Annotated in this window: 20 protein-coding genes; 18 read left to right on the top strand and 2 right to left on the bottom strand. The window is 51.0% G+C overall.

Features of this window, described 5'->3' with window-relative positions:
• Both rbsD and kup read right to left on the bottom strand, forming a co-directional pair.
• Positions 1–420 (bottom strand): D-ribose pyranase, encoded by a 420-nt coding sequence (rbsD, locus tag ACM615_RS00795; RefSeq protein WP_095924061.1) that lies wholly within the window; start codon positions 418–420, stop codon positions 1–3.
• 215 nt (positions 421–635) lie between these two features.
• Positions 636–2,504 (bottom strand): low affinity potassium transporter Kup, encoded by a 1,869-nt coding sequence (gene kup / locus ACM615_RS00790; protein WP_095924060.1) that lies wholly within the window; start codon positions 2,502–2,504, stop codon positions 636–638.
• Between the two features lie 272 nt (positions 2,505–2,776).
• On the opposite strand from kup, the gene ravA reads away from it, so the two are divergent.
• From ravA to rluF, 18 genes are all read left to right on the top strand, one after another.
• Positions 2,777–4,285: an ATPase RavA gene (ravA, locus tag ACM615_RS00785; protein WP_129637792.1), complete on the top strand. Its 1,509-nt coding sequence runs from the start codon at positions 2,777–2,779 to the stop codon at positions 4,283–4,285.
• A gap of 2 nt (positions 4,286–4,287) precedes the next feature.
• Complete coding sequence (viaA, locus tag ACM615_RS00780; protein WP_132966611.1) at positions 4,288–5,757, top strand: ATPase RavA stimulator ViaA; 1,470 nt, start codon at positions 4,288–4,290, stop codon at positions 5,755–5,757.
• A 20-nt stretch (positions 5,758–5,777) separates the two neighbouring features.
• Positions 5,778–6,239 (top strand): transcriptional regulator AsnC, encoded by a 462-nt coding sequence (gene asnC / locus ACM615_RS00775; protein WP_095924057.1) that lies wholly within the window; start codon positions 5,778–5,780, stop codon positions 6,237–6,239.
• A gap of 88 nt (positions 6,240–6,327) precedes the next feature.
• A complete protein-coding gene (mioC, locus tag ACM615_RS00770; RefSeq protein WP_129637790.1) occupies positions 6,328–6,771 on the top strand; it encodes an FMN-binding protein MioC in 444 nt (147 codons plus the stop codon).
• Positions 6,772–7,150: 379 nt separating this feature from the next.
• Positions 7,151–9,040 carry a tRNA uridine-5-carboxymethylaminomethyl(34) synthesis enzyme MnmG gene (gene mnmG / locus ACM615_RS00765; protein WP_431011283.1) on the top strand — a complete coding sequence of 630 codons (1,890 nt, stop codon included), beginning with the start codon at positions 7,151–7,153 and terminating at the stop codon, positions 9,038–9,040.
• A gap of 129 nt (positions 9,041–9,169) precedes the next feature.
• Positions 9,170–9,790 (top strand): 16S rRNA (guanine(527)-N(7))-methyltransferase RsmG, encoded by a 621-nt coding sequence (gene rsmG / locus ACM615_RS00760; RefSeq protein WP_113876809.1) that lies wholly within the window; start codon positions 9,170–9,172, stop codon positions 9,788–9,790.
• A gap of 649 nt (positions 9,791–10,439) precedes the next feature.
• Positions 10,440–10,838 (top strand): F0F1 ATP synthase subunit I, encoded by a 399-nt coding sequence (atpI, locus tag ACM615_RS00755; RefSeq protein WP_013577678.1) that lies wholly within the window; start codon positions 10,440–10,442, stop codon positions 10,836–10,838.
• Between the two features lie 22 nt (positions 10,839–10,860).
• Positions 10,861–11,643 (top strand): F0F1 ATP synthase subunit A, encoded by a 783-nt coding sequence (gene atpB, locus ACM615_RS00750; RefSeq protein ID WP_112290858.1) that lies wholly within the window; start codon positions 10,861–10,863, stop codon positions 11,641–11,643.
• 49 nt (positions 11,644–11,692) lie between these two features.
• A complete protein-coding gene (gene atpE / locus ACM615_RS00745) occupies positions 11,693–11,932 on the top strand; it encodes a F0F1 ATP synthase subunit C (protein WP_004093904.1) in 240 nt (79 codons plus the stop codon).
• Between the two features lie 65 nt (positions 11,933–11,997).
• Positions 11,998–12,468: a F0F1 ATP synthase subunit B gene (gene atpF / locus ACM615_RS00740; protein WP_095924051.1), complete on the top strand. Its 471-nt coding sequence runs from the start codon at positions 11,998–12,000 to the stop codon at positions 12,466–12,468.
• Between the two features lie 14 nt (positions 12,469–12,482).
• Positions 12,483–13,016 (top strand): F0F1 ATP synthase subunit delta, encoded by a 534-nt coding sequence (atpH, locus tag ACM615_RS00735; protein ID WP_015699277.1) that lies wholly within the window; start codon positions 12,483–12,485, stop codon positions 13,014–13,016.
• 12 nt (positions 13,017–13,028) lie between these two features.
• Positions 13,029–14,570: a F0F1 ATP synthase subunit alpha gene (gene atpA, locus ACM615_RS00730; protein WP_013577682.1), complete on the top strand. Its 1,542-nt coding sequence runs from the start codon at positions 13,029–13,031 to the stop codon at positions 14,568–14,570.
• A gap of 62 nt (positions 14,571–14,632) precedes the next feature.
• On the top strand, positions 14,633–15,496 hold the full coding sequence (gene atpG, locus ACM615_RS00725; protein WP_112290861.1) for a F0F1 ATP synthase subunit gamma: 864 nt from the start codon (positions 14,633–14,635) through the stop codon (positions 15,494–15,496).
• A 32-nt stretch (positions 15,497–15,528) separates the two neighbouring features.
• Positions 15,529–16,911: a F0F1 ATP synthase subunit beta gene (atpD, locus tag ACM615_RS00720; protein WP_095924049.1), complete on the top strand. Its 1,383-nt coding sequence runs from the start codon at positions 15,529–15,531 to the stop codon at positions 16,909–16,911.
• Positions 16,912–16,938: 27 nt separating this feature from the next.
• Complete coding sequence (locus ACM615_RS00715) at positions 16,939–17,361, top strand: F0F1 ATP synthase subunit epsilon (protein ID WP_095924048.1); 423 nt, start codon at positions 16,939–16,941, stop codon at positions 17,359–17,361.
• A 271-nt stretch (positions 17,362–17,632) separates the two neighbouring features.
• A complete protein-coding gene (glmU, locus tag ACM615_RS00710; RefSeq protein WP_132966608.1) occupies positions 17,633–19,003 on the top strand; it encodes a bifunctional UDP-N-acetylglucosamine diphosphorylase/glucosamine-1-phosphate N-acetyltransferase GlmU in 1,371 nt (456 codons plus the stop codon).
• Between the two features lie 227 nt (positions 19,004–19,230).
• A complete protein-coding gene (gene glmS, locus ACM615_RS00705; protein ID WP_129637787.1) occupies positions 19,231–21,060 on the top strand; it encodes a glutamine--fructose-6-phosphate transaminase (isomerizing) in 1,830 nt (609 codons plus the stop codon).
• Positions 21,061–21,225: 165 nt separating this feature from the next.
• Entirely contained in the window at positions 21,226–22,110 is an 885-nt protein-coding gene (rluF, locus tag ACM615_RS00700; RefSeq protein WP_112290866.1) for a 23S rRNA pseudouridine(2604) synthase RluF, read from the top strand.
• Positions 22,111–22,168: the final 58 nt, after the last annotated feature.

Here is a 22,168-nt window from a genome sequence, read left to right as displayed (position 1 = left end):
TCAGAAGGTTACGCCGGCACACAGAATAACGTTCGCGTAAGGCGAACATTCCCCGCTGCGGATCACAGCCCGACTTTTTTCGCTTTGCGCTTTGAATGCCTCATGACTGACGTAATCCAAAGCAATGGTGTTTCCCTGGTGTTGTTCGAGTTGTGTCAATTGGGCGAGCAACGCTTCATGGAGTTGAGGATTTTTAGTGAGGATTTCCTCGGCGAGGATAGCCCGCTCAACCTGCATCTCATGTGTCACTACCTCTAAGACTTGTAAAAAGGTGGGAACTCCCTGGGTCAGAGCCAGATCGATGCGTTGGCAAGCTGCTGGCACCGGAAGTCCGGCATCGCCAATAACCAGCTGATCGGTGTGACCTAACCGGGCAATAACATGTGAGATTTCGGCATTTAACAGCGGTGACTTCTTCATTGTGAACTCCTACAGCGAAACGTTTCGCTCACGGATGAGTTTATTAACTTCACCACGCATGGCAACGGACAAGTGATGGAATTGTGATCAGCGTCGAAACGTTTCGCTGAATGATTCAGAAACCGCAGGGAAATTTGAGTTAGTCGTTTCAGAAAGGAGAAAGCGAAAATAAAACAGGGCACCCGAAGGTGCCCTGTGACCGGCAGAAATTAGCGTTAAATTTCTACCTGCGTACCGAGTTCGATCACCCTGTTAGGCGGAATTTCAAACTGATCCGGTGCGCGTAAGGCGTTACGGCTGAGTGCCATAAAGAGCTTGCCACGGAAGTAGAGATACCACGGGCGTTTGGTCAGGATCAGCGATTCGTGCGACATAAAGAATGAGGTTTCCATCATCCGGCATGGCAGCCCTTCCAGACCACAGCGGTGGAAAACCTCTTCCACATTCGGCGTCTCTTTAAATCCGTAACTCGCGACCACACGCCAGAACGTCGGAGAAAGCTGTTCGATTGTGACGCGCCGGACATTATGCACATAAGGCGCATCTTCGGTGCGTAACGTCAGCAGCACCACACGCTCATGCAACACTTTGTTGTGCTTGAGGTTATGCAGCAAGGCAAACGGAATGACATTGATGGCGCGGGACATATACACCGCGGTTCCCGGAACGCGAACCGGCGGGGATTTCTCCAGAGACGCAATCATCGCTTCAAGAGAGTTGCCATGCTCGTTCATGCGGCGCATAAGGCGGAAACGCTCGCTTTTCCAGGTAGTCATGACGATAAACATGCACAGACCCAGCGTCAGCGGCAACCAGCCGCCGGAGAACAGTTTCGTGGCATTCGCCGCGAACAGCGGGATATCCATAAACAGCAGACCGATCAGCAAAAGCCCCACCAGGAACGGTTTCCAGTGCCAGTTTTTAAGCGCCACCGTACAGGAAAGAATACTGGTCAGCACCATCGTACCGGTCACAGCAATACCGTATGCCGCCGCCAGGTTGCTCGAATGCTCGAAGCTGGCGATAACGATAACCACCGCAAAATACAGCAGCCAGTTAATGGCCGGGATATAAATCTGACCCGCTTCCATTTCTGAGGTGTGAATAATGCGCATTGGCGGCAGATAACCCAGACGCACAGCCTGACGGGTCAGGGAGAACACTCCGGAGATAACAGCCTGAGACGCGATAATAGTCGCCAGCGTCGCCAGCACCAGTAACGGGATTAAAGCCCAGTCAGGTGCCAGCAGGAAGAACGGGTTTTTAATCGACTCCGGATCTTTAAGCAGCAATGCGCCCTGACCGAAGTAGTTCAGCACCAGAGAAGGCAGCACGACGGTGAACCAGGCCAGACGGATCGGGAATTTCCCGAAGTGACCCATATCCGCATACAGCGCTTCCACGCCGGTAATCGACAGAACGACCGCACCGAGCGCCAGGAAGGAAAACGACTTATGCTCGATAAAGAAGTTAACCGCCCACATCGGGTTCATGGCGCGAAGTACTTCAGGATTCTGCATGATGCTGTTGACGCCGAGAACAGCCAGCGTCAGGAACCACAGCAACATCACCGGTGCAAACAGTTTGCCCACGATGCCGGTGCCGTGTTTCTGAATAATGAAAAGCAGCGTCAGGACAGTAATAGAAAGAGGGACAATATAGGGATCAAGTGAAGGTGCTGCGATTTCCAGACCTTCCATCGCGGAAAGAACAGAAATAGCCGGAGTGATCACCACTTCACCATAGAAGAAGCTTCCCCCGATCAGGCCGAGAATGACCAAAACGGCGGTGGTGCGTGCCGAAGTGTTTCTGCCCGCCAGAGACATCAGCGTCAGAATACCGCCCTCGCCTGCGTTGTCCGCCCGCATCACATACGTGAGGTATTTGAGCGAAACAATGAGGATTAACATCCAGAAAATCAGAGAAAGAAAACCAAAAACGACGCTGGGTTCAACGTTGAAACCATAATGACCGGAAAAACACTCTCTTAAGGTATAGAGAGGACTGGTACCAATGTCGCCATAGACCACACCAATGGCGGCCAGGGTTACTGCTGGGAGTGACCGTTTATGTTCAGTGCTCATATTTCGTTTCTTTTCTTTTTTGCTCGAACATCTGTAAGCGATGCGTGCGCTCAGTCTTATGATGCCCACTAAAAGGCGCACAGTATGCACGAATAAATCTGATTGCCTACCCTTAAATGTGCAGCTAAACCAGGGTTCAGATGAACGGGGTCACAATTTTGATAATAGAAAATTTTTAGTAATCAACAAGCTATAACGATAAAAATAATCGTAGCTTCTCATAAGAACCCAGTACACTATTCAACAACTAAATGGAAACCGGAAGAGACAGTATGGCGCAATCTCCCCTTCTGGCAGAACGGATCGCCCGTCTTGCTAACGCACTAGAACATGGCCTGTACGAGCGGCAGGATGCCATACGACTTTGCCTGCTGGCCGCACTGTGCGGTGAAAGCGTTTTCCTGCTCGGCCCGCCGGGTATTGCAAAAAGTCTGATTGCCCGCCGTCTGAAATTTGCCTTCCGTCACGCCCGCGCGTTTGAATATCTTATGACGCGCTTTTCCACGCCGGAAGAAGTCTTTGGTCCGCTGTCGATTCAGGCCCTGAAAGATGAAGGCCGTTATCTGCGTCTGACCGAAGGTTATCTGCCGGAAGCTGAAATTGTCTTCCTTGATGAAATCTGGAAAGCAGGCCCTGCCATCCTTAATACGCTCCTGACGGCCATCAACGAACGTCGTTTCCGTAATGGCGAGCGCGAAGCCCCTATTCCGATGCGCCTGCTGGTCAGTGCGTCTAACGAATTACCTGAAGCCGACGGCGGTCTGGAAGCGCTGTATGACCGTATGCTGATCCGTCTGTGGCTGGATAAAGTGCAGGATAAGCAAAATTTCCGCTCGCTGCTCACCAGCCGCAATAATGAAAGCACCAATCCGGTGGCAGAGTCCCTGAGTATCAGCGATGAAGAATACCAACAATGGCAGCCGGAAATCGACAAAGTTACGCTTTCAGACAGCTGCTTTGAACTGATTTTCCAGTTGCGTCAGCGTCTTGATGCCCTGGATACCGCGCCTTATGTCTCCGACCGTCGCTGGAAAAAAGCCCTGCGTCTGTTGCAGGCCTGCGCCTTCTTCAGCGGCCGGAATGCGATCACGCCAGTCGATCTGATCCTGCTCAAAGACTGTTTATGGCACGACCTGAACACCTATAACCTGCTGCAAACGCAGATCGAACAGCTGATCACCGAGCAGGCTTTCCAGCAGCAAACACTGCTGATGAAAATCCAGCAGCTTAATCAGCAATGGATGCAGCATCAGCAGCAACAAAGCTCACGGCAGTCCATCAAGCTGAGCAAAAAAGCCGGAATATTCAGCCGCAAGCCGCAATACTCTCTGCCTGACACGATGACCACCACCAGCCTGACATTATTACTGCAAACGCCTTTGCATCTGCATGACATTAAAGTCACGCATTTGCTGTTTGAACGTATCGTTCTGGAGGATTGGCTCAATAAAGGGGGCGTACTGAAAGCCAAAATCAATGGCATTGGTTTTGCTCAGACCGTTGATCTGGAAATCGACGATAAACAGCAATTGCTGGTGCTGGATGTGAGTCGTCAGAGCACACCGCTGACCCTGCCAGGACATGAGCATATTGCCGTTCCCGATGAGATGAAAAATACGCTCAGCGATCTCACCGCAAAACTGGCTCAGCAAAGGCATGAATTTGGCCAGCAGCAAAACTGTCTGTTTGTGCCGGCAGAATGGATGGCAAAAATTGAGGCCAGCCTGTTGCAGGTATCTGAACAGCTGCGTCATCAGCAACAGACGTTCAGCGGACACTGATCATGTTCAGTCTGGAGTCTTTGGATCTTCTGCTGGCCATCAGCGAGGCTGAACTGATTGAGGAATCGATCATCGGCCTGCTGGCGGCACCGGCAATGGCGGTTTTCTTCAAGAAATTCCCACGTCTCAAACGGGCGCTGACCAAAGATCTTCCCGAATGGAAGATGCGCCTTCGCCAGAGGATCCACGAAACCCCTGTTCCGGAAGATCTGGCGAAAGAATTCTATCTTTATCAGCATTGCCAGCAGACTGATGCCGTTACTTTTCAGTCGGAACTGCCTGCGCTTCTTGAAGAGCTTGAACGGCTAAGCTCCCCTTTCACGACAGAAGCCCGAACGTTGCAGGAGAATCATGAAGCCTCCCGCACCGCCAAAACCGGCAACAGCTTCCAGACCCTGTTCCTCCAGCGCTGGCGCCTGAATCTGACCTTCCAGACGGTGACCGTTCATCAGCAGTTACTGGAACAGGAACAGGAGCAGCTGCAGGAAGAACTGCTGCAACGTCTGGAGCTCAGCAGCGAGCTCTCTCCTTTATTAGCAGAGAACGATACGGCGGCCGGTCGTTTATGGGATATGAGTAAAGGAAAGCGCATGCGTGGCGATATCCAGTCGCTGGCTCGTTTCGGGGCATTTCTCCAGCAACAACCTGAACTGATGCATCTGGCCGAACAGCTGGGGCGCAGTCAGACCGTCAAAACCAGCCCGCATGAAGATGCCAAAATGGAAACGCACCGGCTGATGGTGCGTGAACCCGCGACGGTACCGGAAGAAGTCAACGGTATCCATCAGAGCGATGATATTTTGCGCCTGATGCCGACGGAGCTGGTAACGCTGGGGCTGCCCGAACTGGAGTACGAATTTTACCGCCGCCTGCTGGAAAAGCGGCTGATGACCTATCGGCTGCAAGGTGATGTCTGGCGTGAGAAAGTGGTTAAACGCCCGGTGGTTTATCAGCAACAGGAACCACAACCGCGCGGGCCTTTTGTGGTGTGCGTCGATACCTCGGGTTCTATGGGCGGTTTTAACGAACAGTGCGCCAAAGCATTCTGTCTGGCACTGCTGAAGATTGCACTGGCGGATAACCGCCGCTGTTACATCATGTTGTTCGCCAGTGAAGTGATCCATTATGAACTGACGTCCAACGGCGGTCTGGATCAGGCGCTGCGCTTTCTGGGACAGCATTTTCGCGGCGGTACCGATCTGGCAGCCTGTCTGAATGCCACGCTGGATAAACTAGCGTCACCACAATGGCATGATGCCGATGCCGTGGTCATTTCCGATTTTATCGCCCAGCGCCTGCCTGATGAGGTGCAAAGAAAAGTCAGGACGCTGCAAAAAGAGAAGCAACATCGCTTTCATGCTCTGGCGATGTCACATTATGGCAAGCCCGGAATCCTGCGGATCTTCGATCACATCTGGCGCTTTGATACGGGCGTTAAAAGCCGCGTACAACGTCGCTGGCAGCGAAATTAAGCCTACAGAGAAAGATAACCATGACTGAAATCTATCAGCTCGATGAGCTGGATCGCGGGATCCTGAATGCATTGATGGAGAACGCCCGTACCCCTTATGCGGAACTGGCAAAAGTGTTCACGGTCAGCCCGGGAACTATCCACGTCCGCGTAGAGAAAATGAAGCAGGCAGGCATCATTACCGGCGCGCATATTACCGTTAATCCCAAGCAACTGGGTTATGACGTATGCTGCTTTATTGGCATCATTTTAAAAAGCGCCAAGGATTATCCGTCAGCACTGAAAAAGCTAGAGAGTATAGAAGAAGTGGTCGAAGCCTATTACACCACCGGGCATTACAGCATTTTCATTAAGATCATGTGCCGCTCGATTGATTCCCTCCAGCATGTACTTATCAACAAGATCCAGACAATTGATGAGATCCAGTCAACCGAGACGCTTATCTCCCTGCAGAACCCCATCACACGTACCATCCAGCCCTGAGCACTGATTTCTATACCCCTATTATCCACAGGTAGATCCCAGCTCATTCACAGCGTACAATAGTCTCCTTTTCCCGGGTGAGAGCACCATGTCTGACATTACCCTGATCAGTGGCAGTACGCTTGGCAGTGCCGAATATGTAGCAGAACACGTGGCTGAGAAACTGGAAGAAGCCGGTTTTTCCACTCAGATGTTCCATGGCCCCGAGCTCTATGAAGTTCCGCAGGAAGGGATCTGGCTGGTTGTTTGCTCGACACACGGTGCGGGTGAGTTGCCTGATAACCTGCAACCATTTATGGAGCAGCTGGAAGATCAGCAACCTGATCTGTCAAAAGTACGCTTTGGCGCATTAGGTTTAGGCAGCAGTGAATATGACACCTTCTGTGGCGCGATCGGTTCGTTGGATCAAAAACTGACGTCATTAGGGGCAAAACGGATCGGTGATCGTCTTGAGATCGACGTGACTCAACACGAAATTCCTGAGGATCCGGCCGAGGTTTGGGTGATCAACTGGATTAATTTGATCAAATAAGTGTAAATTTCAGGCGATCAGATGTGGATAACTATGCTTAAAAGCAGGGTAAAACCCGTAGTTATCCCTCTAACAACTCCTGTACGCTTTTCATGCTGTGCATAACTCTCAATTCTGATCCCAGCTTATACTGTCCAGGATCACCGATCATTCACAGCATTCGATCCTTCTTAGCATACTGATCTTCATAAACAAAAATGACTTATGCACAGAGGATCGCGATCTTAATAGAAGTATTAATAAGAGATCTTTAAATAAAAAAGATCTTCTTTTAATTAGTGAAGATCCCCGGGGACTTGTGGAAGCTCAAAACTTGAGTAGAATCCCTCCTCCCAACGCCATACAAAGAAAGTTCGCTTGAACGCCGAGGTGCAGTCGCATGTTTTATCCGGATCAATTTGACGTCATCATCATAGGTGGTGGTCATGCAGGTACCGAAGCCGCCATGGCTTCTGCACGCATGGGACGTCAGACCTTATTATTAACCCACAATATCGACACGCTGGGACAGATGTCGTGTAACCCTGCAATTGGCGGGATCGGGAAAGGACATCTGGTAAAAGAAGTGGACGCACTGGGCGGACTGATGGCCACGGCTATCGATCATGCGGGCATTCAGTTTAGGATACTAAACGCCAGCAAAGGCCCTGCTGTCAGGGCGACACGTGCTCAGGCTGACCGGGTTCTGTATCGCCAGGCAGTACGTACCGCACTGGAAAACCAGCCAAACCTGATGATCTTCCAGCAACCGGTTGAAGACCTGATCGTCGAAAACGATCAGGTCGTGGGTGCTGTGACCAAAATGGGGCTGAAATTCCGCGCTAAATCGGTTGTTCTGACGGTTGGTACCTTCCTGGATGGGAAGATCCACATCGGTCTGGAGAACTACAGCGGTGGTCGTGCCGGGGATCCTCCTGCGATCTCCTTGTCTCAGCGCCTGCGTGAATTACCCTTACGCGTTAACCGTCTTAAAACCGGTACACCTCCGCGTATCGATGCCCGCACCATTGATTTCAGTGTGCTGGCACAACAACACGGTGATAATCCGGCACCAGTATTCTCGTTCATGGGCAACGTGTCGCAACATCCGCGGCAGATCCCGTGTTACATGACCTATACCAACGAAAAAACCCATGACGTGATCCGCAATAATCTGGATCGCAGCCCAATGTATGCAGGGATCATCGAAGGGATCGGCCCGCGTTACTGCCCGTCGATCGAAGATAAAGTCATGCGTTTTGCCGATCGCAATTCTCATCAGATCTTCCTTGAACCGGAAGGCCTGACCAGCAATGAAGTTTATCCAAACGGTATTTCCACCAGCCTGCCATTCGATGTGCAGATGCAGATCGTCCGGTCTATGCAGGGGATGGAAAATGCCGTCATCGTTCGTCCGGGTTATGCGATTGAATACGATTTCTTCGATCCGCGTGATTTGAAACCGACGCTGGAAAGCAAATTTATCGCCGGTCTGTTCTTTGCCGGACAGATCAACGGCACCACTGGTTATGAAGAAGCCGCTGCGCAGGGCTTGCTGGCTGGCATGAACGCTGCCCGTTGTGCCACTGAGCAGGAAGGCTGGGCACCGCGTCGCGACCAGGCTTATCTTGGTGTGCTGGTTGATGACCTGTGTACGCTGGGCACCAAAGAACCGTACCGCATGTTTACCTCACGTGCTGAGTACCGCCTGATGCTGCGTGAAGACAATGCCGATCTACGTCTGACTGAAAAAGGCCGTGAGTTAGGTCTGGTTGATGATGCTCGCTGGGCACGCTTCAACGAAAAACTGGAAATGATCGAACAGGAACGTCAGCGCCTGCGTGGCATCTGGGTGAACCCGCATCATGCACAGGTTGAAGAAATTAACGCGCATCTTTCTGCTCCGCTTTCTAAAGAAGCCAGTGCGGAAGAGTTATTGCGTCGTCCTGAAATGACCTATGAGCTGATCACCCGTCTTTCCCCGTTCGCACCTTCCGTTCCGGATGTACAGGCGGCAGAACAGGTAGAAATTCAGATCAAATATGAAGGCTATATTGCCCGTCAGCAGGAAGAGATCGAAAAACAGCAGCGCAATGAAAACACCTTACTGCCTGTTGATCTTGATTACCGGCAGGTGAATGGTCTTTCCAATGAAGTGATCGCCAAGCTTAACGATCACAAGCCGACCTCCATTGGTCAGGCATCGCGGATCTCGGGTATTACGCCGGCAGCTATCTCGATCTTGCTGATCTGGCTTAAAAAACAAGGCTTACTGCGCCGTAGCGCATAACTCACCTCTCTTATGACCGCCCTTTGTAGCCAAAGCGGCGGTCAGTTCTTACTTTTCCCATCTTTCTGAGTGTTTTATCATTTCTCAACCGGGCTGTTCCCGAATATCGACTCTTTCTGAGGATTCACTGTGCAAAAGAAACTGGACTCGCTGCTTGCTGCGGCAGGAATAGCGTTACCCGATCAGCAAAAACAGCAACTGATTGGCTATGTTGAACTGCTGCATAAGTGGAACAAGGCCTATAACCTGACATCTGTTCGTGACCCGATGCAAATGCTGGTGCGTCATATCATGGACAGCATCGTGGTGAATGAACACCTGAAAGGCAGTCGTTTCATTGATGTCGGCACTGGTCCTGGTTTGCCAGGCGTTCCTCTGGCCATTGTCCGCCCTGATTCACACTTCACGCTGCTGGACAGCCTGGGTAAGCGTGTACGCTTCCTGCGTCAGGTTCAGCATGAGCTGGGGCTGAAAAATATCGAACCGGTACAAAGCCGTGTGGAAGAGTTTGAGCCAGAGCCGCCTTTTGATGGGGTGATCAGTCGTGCTTTTGCGTCCCTTCAGGATATGCTTTCCTGGTGCCATCATCTGCCGCAAAAAGGGCAGGGGCGGTTTTACGCCTTAAAAGGAGTCAGCCCTGATGATGAGCTGGCCGCATTACCGGAAGGTATCACTTTGGAATCAGTCATAAAACTGCAGGTACCAGAACTTGACGGGGAACGTCATCTGGTCATTCTTCTCTCAAACTAAAGTTGCGTTTTATCAAATAATATTTAAAAAACGGCTGTGTTAACACAGTTAAAATGAGCAGGCTAATTATATAGCGGTGGCAAACTCTCTATCACCGCTTTTTTACATACTGATAGCATTTATGAGATGTTTTTATTTTAATCCGGACTGTAATAGTCACTTGTGAAATTGAACGTCCGTCACCCTGCGGATATTCAAGTTGTAATAAAAATGTTGTTATTTGTTGGGTTGTTGTGTCAATAAATCGTGGTTATTTTTAAATAAGTTTGTTTAACGAGCAGTGTTTTATTAACAAATTGATTTATAAAGGTTTTAAAAGGCCTGATTAGCTAAAGACATTCAAACAGTGCAGGGTATATAAAGTGTCCTGCGTTAATTATGTGATCCAGTGCACGCTTCTTTGTCGGGTGATGAAATAACCGTATCAAACCAAAAAGGGCAAATTCAGCTATAGTTTGGTTGTCAAAATAGTCGTGAAGGGGAAAATTTAAATAATTGTTCACCTTTTCGCTACTTATCCATTGAATTCGTCCCTGTGCCCCGTATAATTTGCTCGGTTTTTGCTGCTTGACTCAAAACAGTAAAGGCAGTGATATACGGCATTCAGTCTACCTCCAGCTAGGTACTTGATACGGAGAGAACAAACGTCATGTCTGTATCCGGTATTTTACACAGTACAAATAGTGTGAAGGTTGCCAGAAAGCTGTTAATACTGCAGTTATTGACCTTTGTTCTGCTCAGTGCAGTATTTGGTTTTAAAAGCCTGGAATGGACCACATCGGCTCTTATGGGTGGTTTGGCCGCCTGGGTGCCAAATGTACTGTTCATGCTGTTTGCATGGCGCCACCAGGCGCAAACAACGGTCTCTGGACGGGTTGCCTGGTCCTTTGCTATCGGAGAAGCGCTGAAGGTGCTGGTTACGGTAATCTTAATGGTTATCGCACTTGGCCTGTTTAAGGCGGCATTTGCTCCGTTGGGGTTGGCCTATTTATCGGTGTTGATGACCCAGATTTTGGCACCGGCCGTCATTAACAGTTACCGTACTTAACTACTAAAGGGTAAGAGGCATCATGTCTGCATCAGGAGAAATCTCTACTCCACAAGAGTATATCGGTCACCATCTGACTCAGCTTCAGATCGGGACGGGATTCTGGTCGATTAACATCGATTCGATGTTTTTCTCCGTGTTCCTCGGAGTACTCTTTCTGGTTATTTTCCATCGCGTAGCCAAAAACGCCACCAGCGGTGTCCCGGGTAAACTGCAAACCGCAGTTGAACTGGTCGTTGGTTTCGTCGACAGCAGCGTGCGTGACATGTATCACGGCAAAAGCAAAGTGATTGCACCTCTCGCGCTGACCGTCTTCGTCTGGGTGTTTATGATGAACCTGATGGATTTGCTGCCAATCGATTTGCTGCCATTCATCGGCGAGCACATCTTTGGTCTGCCAGCGTTGCGTGTGGTTCCTACGGCTGACGTGAATATCACGTTGTCCATGGCACTTGGCGTATTCATTCTGATTCTTTTCTATAGCATTAAGATGAAAGGCTTTGGCGGTTTCATTAAAGAACTGACAATGCAGCCATTCAATCATCCGGTTTTCATTCCGGTTAACCTGATTCTTGAAGGTGTCAGCCTGCTGTCTAAACCAGTTTCACTGGGTCTGCGACTGTTTGGCAATATGTATGCGGGTGAGTTGATCTTCATCCTTATTGCTGGCCTGTTGCCGTGGTGGTCACAGTGGGTTCTGAATGTGCCTTGGGCCATTTTCCACATCCTGATCATTACGCTACAAGCCTTTATTTTCATGGTTCTGACGATTGTCTATCTCTCGATGGCATCTGAAAAACACTGATTTTCTTTCAACACTACTGCGTTTTAACTGAAACAAACTGGAGACTGTCATGGAAAACCTGAGTATGGATCTGCTGTACATGGCTGCCGCTGTGATGATGGGCCTGGCGGCAATCGGTGCTGCAATCGGTATCGGCATCTTGGGTGGTAAATTCTTGGAAGGTGCTGCACGTCAGCCTGACCTGATCCCTCTGTTGCGTACACAGTTCTTTATCGTTATGGGTCTGGTCGATGCAATCCCAATGATTGCGGTTGGTCTGGGTCTGTACGTGATGTTTGCTGTCGCTTAACACTGAGTTCGCTCAGCGTTAATCGAACTACATCAAATAATTCACTTTGAAAGAGGCATTGTGCTGTGAATCTTAACGCAACAATCCTCGGCCAGGCTATCGCGTTCGTCCTGTTTGTCTGGTTCTGCATGAAGTACGTATGGCCGCCAATTATGGCTGCCATCGAAAAACGTCAGAAAGAAATTTCTGAAGGTTTATCTTCCGCAGAACGTGCCAAAAAAGAGCTGGACTTAGCGCAAGCCGATGCGACCGACCAACTGAAGAAAGCCAAAGCTGAAGCTCAGGTAATCATCGATCAGGCGAACAAGCGTAAAGCTCAAATCGTCGACGAAGCAAAAGCTGAAGCCGAGCAGGAACGTAACAAGATCGTGACGCAAGCCAAGGCAGAGATCGACGCCGAACGCCAACGCGCCCGTGAAGAGTTGCGTAAGCAAGTCGGAATTTTGGCCATTGCTGGCGCCGAGAAGATCATCGAACGTTCCGTGGATGAAGCTGCTAACAGCGACATCGTTGATAAACTGGTCGCTGAACTGTAAGGAGGGAGGGGCTGATGTCTGAATTTGTAACTGTAGCTCGCCCCTACGCCAAAGCAGCTTTTGACTTTGCCGTTGAGCACCAAAGCTTAGACCGCTGGCAGTCCATGCTAGCGTTCACGGCTGAAGTCACGCGCAATGAACAAATTGAAGAACTGCTTTCCGGTGCTAGCGCGCCTGAAACTTTGTCTAAAACGTTTATTGCCGTATGTGGTGACGAACTCGACGACGCAGGCCAAAACCTGATTAAGGTAATGGCTGAAAATGGACGTTTACGCGTTCTTCCGCAAGTGCTGGAGCAGTTTATCGAACTGCGCGCCTCTCTCGAGGCTGTTGCTGAAGTTGAAGTGACTTCAGCAAATCCGCTTACGGAAGAACAGCAGGCAAAAATTGCTGCTGCGATGGAAAAACGTCTGTCTCGCAAAGTTAAGCTGAATTGCAAAATTGACAAGTCTGTTCTTGCCGGTGTCGTAATCCGTGCAGGTGATATGGTGATTGATGGCAGCGTTCGCAGTCGTCTTGAACGCCTGGCAGACGTCTTGCAGTCTTAAGGGGACTGGAGCATGCAACTGAATTCCACCGAAATCAGCGAACTGATCAAGCAGCGCATTGCTCAGTTCAATGTGGTGAGCGAAGCTCACAATGAAGGTACTATCGTTTCCGTCAGTGACGGGATCATCCGCGTGCACGGCTTAGCCGATGTCATGCAAGGCGAAATGATTGCGCTGCCGGGTAACCGCTACGCTATCGCCCTGAACCTGGAGCGCGACTCTGTAGGTGCCGTTGTAATGGGCCCTTACGCTGACCTCGCCGAAGGTATGAAAGTAAAATGTACGGGTCGTATCCTGGAAGTTCCCGTTGGCCGTGGCCTGTTAGGTCGCGTTGTTAACACCCTGGGTGCACCTATTGACGGTAAAGGTCCGGTAGAGCACGACGGCTTCTCAGCTGTCGAAGCGATCGCACCTGGCGTTATCGAACGTCAGTCCGTAGATGAACCTGTGCAAACAGGTTATAAGTCCGTTGATGCCATGATCCCAATTGGTCGTGGTCAGCGTGAACTGGTCATCGGCGACCGTCAAACCGGTAAAACAGCTCTGGCGATCGATGCGATCATCAACCAGCGCGATTCCGGCATCAAATGTATCTATGTGGCTATCGGCCAGAAAGCGTCCACCATTTCTAACGTGGTTCGTAAACTGGAAGAGCACGGCGCACTGGCAAACACCATCGTTGTTGTTGCAACTGCATCAGAATCTGCTGCACTGCAATACCTGGCACCGTACTCCGGTTGCGCAATGGGTGAATACTTCCGTGACCGCGGTGAAGACGCACTGATCGTTTATGATGACCTGTCTAAACAGGCTGTTGCTTACCGTCAGATTTCCCTGCTGCTTCGTCGTCCACCAGGTCGTGAAGCTTACCCTGGCGACGTTTTCTATCTCCACTCCCGTCTGCTGGAACGTGCTGCGCGTGTTAACGCCGAGTATGTTGAAGCATTCACCAAGGGTGAAGTGAAAGGCAAAACCGGCTCCCTGACTGCGCTTCCAATTATCGAAACGCAAGCGGGTGACGTTTCCGCGTTCGTTCCGACCAACGTAATCTCGATTACAGATGGTCAGATCTTCCTGGAATCAAACCTGTTCAACGCCGGTATTCGTCCTGCGGTTAACCCAGGTATTTCGGTATCCCGTGTTGGTGGTGCTGCTCAGACTAAGATCATGAAGAAACTGTCCGGTGGTATTCGTACTGCTCTGGCACAGTATCGTGAGCTGGCTGCGTTCTCGCAGTTCGCCTCAGATCTGGACGAAGCAACGCGTAAACAGCTGAACCATGGTCAGAAAGTGACCGAGCTGCTGAAACAGAAACAATACGCTCCGATGTCAATCGTTGCGCAGTCTCTGATCATCTTCGCAGCAGAACGTGGTTATCTGGAAGACGTTGAATTGTCTAAAGTCGGTAGCTTCGAAGCGGCACTGTTGGCTTATGCCGACCGTGAGCACGGCGAGCTTCTGCAGCAAATCAACCAAACTGGTGCGTATAACGATGAGATCGAGGGTAAATTCAAAAATATCCTCGATACCTTCAAAGCAACCCAGTCCTGGTAACACTAAACGGTCCTGCTGGTATTAAAACCCGGCAGGCCGTTTGGTCTTGAGGAGAAGCAGAGATGGCCGGCGGAAAAGAGATACGTAGTAAGATCAGCAGCGTGCAAAACACGCAAAAGATCACTAAAGCGATGGAAATGGTCGCCGCCTCCAAAATGCGTAAAACGCAGGATCGCATGGCGGCCAGCCGTCCTTATGCAGAAACCATCCGTGAAGTGATTGGTCACCTCGCGCTTGGTAATCTGGAATACAAGCACCCGTACCTGGATGAGCGTGAAATTAAGCGCGTCGGGTATCTGGTGGTGTCTACCGACCGTGGTCTTTGTGGTGGTCTGAACATTAACCTGTTCAAAAAGCTGCTGTCAGAGATGAAAGGCTGGTCCGAAAAAGGTGTTGAAGTTGATCTCGCACTGATCGGTTCCAAAGCAGCCTCTTTCTTCGGCTCCGTGGGGGGCAACGTTGTTGCTCAGGTGACTGGCATGGGGGATAACCCTTCTCTGTCAGAACTGATCGGACCCGTAAAAGTGATGTTGCAGGCTTTCGACGAAGGTCGCTTAGACAAGTTATGCGTTGTCAGCAATAAATTTATCAATACCATGTCTCAGGAACCCCGCATCGTTCAGCTGTTACCACTGCCACCGGCAGAAGACGGCGAACTGGCGAAGAAGTCCTGGGATTACCTGTATGAGCCGGACCCTAAAGCCTTGCTGGACACCCTCCTGCGTCGCTACGTGGAATCTCAGGTTTATCAGGGCGTCGTAGAAAACCTGGCCAGCGAACAGGCCGCGCGAATGGTAGCGATGAAAGCCGCAACCGATAACGGCGGCAGCCTGATCAAAGAGCTGCAGTTGGTATACAACAAAGCTCGTCAGGCCAGCATCACTCAGGAACTCACCGAGATCGTCGGGGGAGCCTCCGCGGTTTAAGCTAGGTTTACGAATTACGTAGAGGATTCAAGATGGCTACTGGAAAGATTATCCAGGTAATCGGCGCCGTGGTGGACGTCGAGTTCCCTCAGGATGCAGTACCGAACGTGTACAATGCTCTTGAGGTAGAAAACGGTACCTCCAAACTGGTGCTGGAAGTACAGCAACAGTTAGGCGGCGGCGTTGTTCGTTGTATCGCAATGGGTACCTCAGACGGCCTGCGTCGCGGTCTGAAAGTGAACAACCTGGAACACCCAATCGAAGTACCTGTGGGTGTTGCAACACTGGGCCGTATCATGAACGTATTGGGTGAACCAATCGACATGAAAGGTGCAATCGGCGAAGAAGAACGTCGTGCGATTCACCGTGCTGCGCCTTCTTATGAAGAGCTGGCAAACTCCCAGGAACTGCTGGAAACCGGTATCAAAGTTATGGACCTGATGTGTCCGTTCGCTAAGGGCGGTAAAGTCGGTCTGTTCGGTGGTGCGGGTGTGGGTAAAACTGTAAACATGATGGAGCTGATCCGTAACATCGCGATCGAGCACTCCGGTTATTCTGTGTTTGCGGGCGTGGGTGAACGTACTCGTGAGGGTAACGACTTCTACCACGAAATGACCGAATCCAACGTTATCGACAAAGTTTCCCTGGTCTATGGTCAGATGAATGAGCCACCAGGTAACCGTCTGCGCGTTGCACTGACCGGCCTGACCATGGCGGAGAAATTCCGTGATGAAGGTCGTGACGTACTGCTGTTTGTTGACAATATTTACCGTTATACCCTGGCCGGTACCGAAGTGTCCGCACTTCTGGGCCGTATGCCATCAGCGGTAGGTTATCAGCCTACACTGGCGGAAGAGATGGGCGCTCTGCAAGAACGTATCACCTCGACCAAAAGTGGTTCAATCACTTCCGTTCAGGCCGTTTACGTCCCTGCGGATGACTTGACTGACCCATCCCCAGCCACCACCTTTGCTCACTTAGATGCGACCGTGGTACTGAGCCGTCAGATCGCGTCACTGGGTATCTACCCGGCGGTTGACCCACTGGACTCTACCAGCCGTCAGCTGGATCCACTGGTTGTTGGTCAGGAACACTATGATGTGGCTCGTGGCGTGCAGTCTATTCTGCAGCGTTACAAGGAACTGAAAGACATCATCGCGATCCTGGGTATGGACGAGCTGTCAGAAGATGACAAGCTGGCTGTATCCCGTGCGCGTAAGATCGAACGTTTCCTTTCCCAGCCATTCTTCGTGGCCGAAGTCTTCACCGGTTCTCCGGGTAAGTTCGTATCGCTGAAAGATACCATTCGTGGTTTCAAAGGCATTATGGACGGCGACTACGATCACCTGCCGGAACAAGCGTTCTACATGGTTGGCACCATTGATGAAGCAGTGGAAAAAGCCAAGAAACTGTAACGCTAGTTTGTTGTGAGAGAGGATGACATGGCTGAAAAAGCTTACCATCTGGACGTTGTCAGTGCTGAAAAACGTATGTTTGAAGGCATGGTACAAAAAATCCAGGTGACGGGTAGCGAAGGCGAACTGGGTATTTTCCCGGGGCATGCTCCGCTGCTCACCGCCATCAAGCCTGGCATGGTGCGCATTGTTAAAGAACACGGTGAAGAAGAGTATATCTATCTTTCCGGTGGCATCCTTGAGGTGCAGCCGAATGCAACGACCGTGTTGGCTGATACTGCAATCCGTGGGCAAGACCTCGACGAAGCGCGCGCGCTTGAAGCCAAGCGCAAAGCGGAAGAACACATTAGTGGTTCTCACGGCGACGTTGATTACGCTCAGGCGTCAGCGGAACTGGCTAAGGCGATCGCGAAACTTCGCGTTATCGAACTGACCAGAAAAGCGATGTAACAACATCAGTTAGAAAAGCGACCTTCGGGTCGCTTTTTTTTTGCCTTTAAAAAAGTACATTTTCAGTGTTTTCCCCAACGCAAATTTTCGCTTTTAGTGGAATGCTTGCGTGATTAATCGACACTTTACCCTCAGTTTTTTTGGTGTAGTCTATGCAGCATACAACCCTTGCAGGCTGCGGTCTGCGGGCGGTTTTTGAAGCGAAATATGTAGTAATCCGCGCACTGAACGGGTTACTTTTGTCACTCAAATTGGATTTGTCAGGTTACCTATGTCGAACAGCGCACTGAGTGTGGTGATCCTTGCCGCGGGCAAGGGGACACGCATGTACTCCAACCTCCCGAAAGTTCTTCACCCGTTGGCCGGCAAGCCAATGGTTCAGCACGTCATTGATGCGGCCACGCAAGTGGGTGCCCGGAACGTGCATCTGGTCTATGGCCACGGCGGCGATTTACTGAAGAAAAATCTGGCAGGCAGTGATCTGAACTGGGTATTACAGGCAGAGCAACTGGGCACCGGTCATGCAATGCAGCAGGCGGCGCCGTTCTTTGCTGATGATGAAGATGTGCTGATGCTGTACGGCGATGTTCCGCTGATTTCCGTCGATACCTTGAATAAATTGCTCAAAGCCAAGCCCGATGGCGGCATTGGATTACTGACCGTGGTGCTGGATGATCCGACCGGTTATGGCCGTATTGTTCGTGAGAATGGCGTTGTTACCGGCATCATCGAGCAGAAAGATGCCAGCGAAGAACAGCTGAAAATTCAGGAAATTAACACCGGTATTCTGGTGGCTAACGGCGCGTCATTCAAACGCTGGCTCGGTCAGCTGAACAACAACAACGCGCAGGGTGAATACTACATCACCGATATTATTGCGATGGCGCATGCGGAAGGACACCTGATCGCCACCGTTCACCCTGCACGAAACAGTGAAGTGGATGGCGTGAATAACCGCCTGCAACTTTCCCGTCTCGAGCGCGTATATCAGAGCGAACAGGCTGAGCGTCTTTTACTGGAGGGCGTGATGCTGATGGATCCGGCGCGATTTGACCTGCGCGGTGAGCTGGCGCACGGCATTGATGTGGTGATCGACACTAACGTAATTATTGAAGGTCACGTAAAACTGGGCGATCGCGTCAAAATTGGTGCGGGTTGCGTGCTGAAGAACTGCGTAATTGGCGATGACTGTGAAGTCAGCCCGTACAGCGTGTTCGAAGATGCGTTGCTGGAAAGCGGTTGTACTGTCGGACCGTTTGCCCGTCTGCGCCCCGGCGCTGAACTGGCTGAAGGCTCGCATGTAGGTAATTTCGTCGAAATTAAAAAGGCGCGCCTGGGTAAAGGCTCGAAAGCCGGTCATCTTTCCTATCTTGGCGATGCCGAGATTGGCGATAACGTGAATATCGGTGCGGGCACCATCACCTGTAACTACGACGGCGTGAACAAGCATAAAACTGTCATTGGTAATGATGTCTTTGTCGGGTCTGACACACAACTGGTCGCGCCCGTCACGGTCGGTAATAACGTGACTATTGCTGCGGGTACGACGGTGACGCGCGATGTGCCGGATAACGGTCTGCTGCTCAGCCGCGTGCCGCAGGTGCACAAGCCTGACTGGCAGAAACCGGTGAAGAAAAAATAAGCTATTCTGAGGCTTAAGCATTCAGGCGCAGTTTTCTGCGCCTGATGTTTGTTTATCACGTTGTGTTTTGGTCTGCATTTTGTCGTCGAAATTCAGTCCAAAACATAATAATCCCCAACTCTCTACAAGGCTCGGGGAACCGCAAGTACACCGGAAAACGGGGCTTGTGGATAAATCAGGTCAGGCATCAAAAAGGTCCCGAAAGACCTTCTATAGGAATAAAACTGATGTGTGGAATTGTAGGCGCTGTGGCGCAACGCGATATTGCTGAAATTTTGTTGGAAGGTTTACGCCGTCTCGAATACCGCGGTTATGACTCAGCCGGTCTGGCTGTGATTGATGCTGACGGGAAAATGGGACGTCTGCGTCGTCTGGGCAAAGTCCAGATGCTGGCCGATGCTTTGGATGAACATCCGCTGCACGGCGGTACCGGTATTGCTCACACCCGCTGGGCAACACATGGCGAGCCTTCTGAAGCCAATGCCCACCCGCATGTGTCTGATTACATTGCGGTAGTGCATAACGGTATTATCGAAAACCACGAACCTCTTCGTGAATTACTGATTGAACGCGGTTACCGTTTTGATTCTGAAACGGATACCGAAGTGATCGCGCATCTGGTGCATTGGGAACAACTTCAGGGCGGCACGCTGCTGGAAGTCGTTCAGCGTGTTATCCCGCAACTGCGTGGTGCGTACGGTACGGTAGTGATGGACCGCCGCGACCCGTCTGTTCTGGTCGCTGCCCGTTCCGGTAGCCCGCTGGTGATTGGCCGTGGCGTGGGTGAAAACTTCATCGCTTCCGACCAGCTGGCGCTGTTACCTGTTACCCGCCGCTTCCTGTTCCTGGAAGAAGGTGATGTTGCTGAGGTTAAGCGCCGTTCTGTCAGCGTTTATGATAAAAATGGTCATGCCGTTGAGCGTGAAGAGATCGAATCCAAAGTACAGTACGACGCCGGTGACAAAGGCGTTTACCGTCACTACATGCAAAAAGAGATTTACGAACAGCCGCTGGCCATTAAAAACACCCTCGAAGGGCGTTTTAATCACGGCGAAGTCAATCTGAGCGAACTGGGCGAAAAAGCTGACGAAATTCTGTCCCGTGTTCAGCACGTGCAGATCATCGCCTGCGGGACGTCTTACAACTCCGGCATGGTGGCTCGTTACTGGTTCGAATCTCTGGCCGGTATGCCATGTGATGTCGAAATCGCGTCAGAATTCCGCTATCGCAAATCCGCTGTTCGTCCGGGCAGCCTTATCATCACGCTTTCTCAGTCTGGTGAAACGGCTGATACGCTGGCAGCGCTGCGTCTGTCCAAAGAGCTGGGTTATCTCGGTTCTCTGGCGGTCTGTAACGTGGCCGGTTCTTCTCTGGTGCGTGAATCCGATCTGGCGCTGATGACCAAAGCCGGTACCGAAATTGGCGTGGCCTCTACTAAAGCGTTCACTACGCAGCTGACCGTTCTGCTGATGCTGGTGGCACGCATGGGCCGTCTGAAAGGGATGAGCCCGCAAGTTGAGCATGACATTGTTCACGCGCTTCAGGCGTTGCCTGCGCGTATCGAACAAATGCTGTCGCTGGATAAAACCATCGAATCTCTGGCTGAAGGTTTCTCTGACAAGCATCACGCCCTGTTCCTCGGTCGCGGCGATCAGTATCCGATCGCGATGGAAGGTGCGCTGAAGCTGAAAGAGATTTCGTATATTCACGCAGAAGCTTATGCGGCGGGCGAGCTGAAACATGGCCCGCTGGCGCTGATTGACGCGGATATGCCGGTGATCGTCGTTGCACCTAATAACGAATTGCTGGAAAAACTGAAATCGAATATCGAAGAAGTGCGCGCCCGTGGCGGGCTGCTGTATGTCTTCGCCGATCAGGACGCCGGTTTCACCGACAGCGAAGGGATGAAGATTATCCAGCTGCCACACGTTGAAGAAATCGTCGCACCGATTTTCTACACCGTGCCGTTACAGTTGCTGTCCTACTACGTTGCGCTGATTAAAGGCACCGACGTTGACCAGCCACGTAACCTGGCGAAGTCTGTGACCGTCGAATAAAACCGACCGGTTCAGTCGCTGATTCTCTGAGCGCCTTTCGGGGCGCTTTTTTATTGTTTCCGGTTTTTCTCTTTCTCAGTAAACGGTCACGATTTTCTTCTCTCAGACTTCGTAACCCGCGCCGGATAAGGTATAGTTCGCGTTTTTCTGAAGGTGCTTTGCTCAATGCAGACCGACTCCATTCGTCTTAACAAATACATCAGCGAGAGCGGAATTTGCTCGCGCCGCGATGCCGATCGTTACATCGAACAGGGAAATGTTTTTATTAACGGCAGGCGTGCCGCGGTAGGGGCTCAGGTATTTGCCGGCGATGTGGTGAAAGTGAATGGTCAGGTTATCGAGCCGCGTGATGAAGAAGATCTGGTACTGATCGCGCTGAACAAACCTGTCGGCATCATCACCACGATGGAAGAAGGTGAGCGGGACAACATCCGTGATTTCGTTAACCACAGCAAACGCGTCTTCCCGATTGGCCGTCTGGATAAAGATTCGCAGGGCCTGATTCTGCTGACCAATCATGGCGATCTGGTCAACAAAATCCTGCGCGCCGGTAACGACCACGAAAAAGAATACATCGTCACCGTCAACAAGCCGATCACAGACGAGTTTATTGCCGGTATGGGCGCGGGCGTACCGATGCTCGGTACCGTGACGAAAAAGTGCAAAGTGAAGAAAGAAGCGCCGATGGTGTTTCGTATTACGCTGGTGCAGGGGCTTAACCGCCAGATCCGCCGTATGACCAAGCACTTTGGTTTTGAAGTCACTAAGCTCGAACGCGTGCGCATCATGAACATCAATCTGAAAGGATTGCCGCTGGGCGAATGGCGCGACCTGACCGATGATGAACTCATTGAGTTATTTAAACTGATTGAAAATTCGTCGTCTGAAGATAAACCGGCGAAAAAAGCGCAGGCAAAAACTGCTCAGGCTAAGAAACCCACTGCTGCAAAACCGGCTGTCACAAAACCGAAAAATACCGAAAAACCGGAGGGTAATTCAGGCTCCCGTAAGCGTTTTGCCCAGCCCGGGCGTAAGAAGAAAGGGCGATAATTTGCCCGCTTTTTGTCATCTGCCGGTGTCACAACCGGCATTTCCCGCTTAAAATCCC

The organism is Rahnella sp. PAMC25617 (assembly GCF_050606005.1).
In the GTDB taxonomy this organism is placed as follows: Bacteria; Pseudomonadota; Gammaproteobacteria; order Enterobacterales; family Enterobacteriaceae; genus Rahnella; species Rahnella variigena.
Note: the sequence above shows the minus strand (reverse complement) of the source record. Positions and strands in the feature narration are given on the sequence as shown.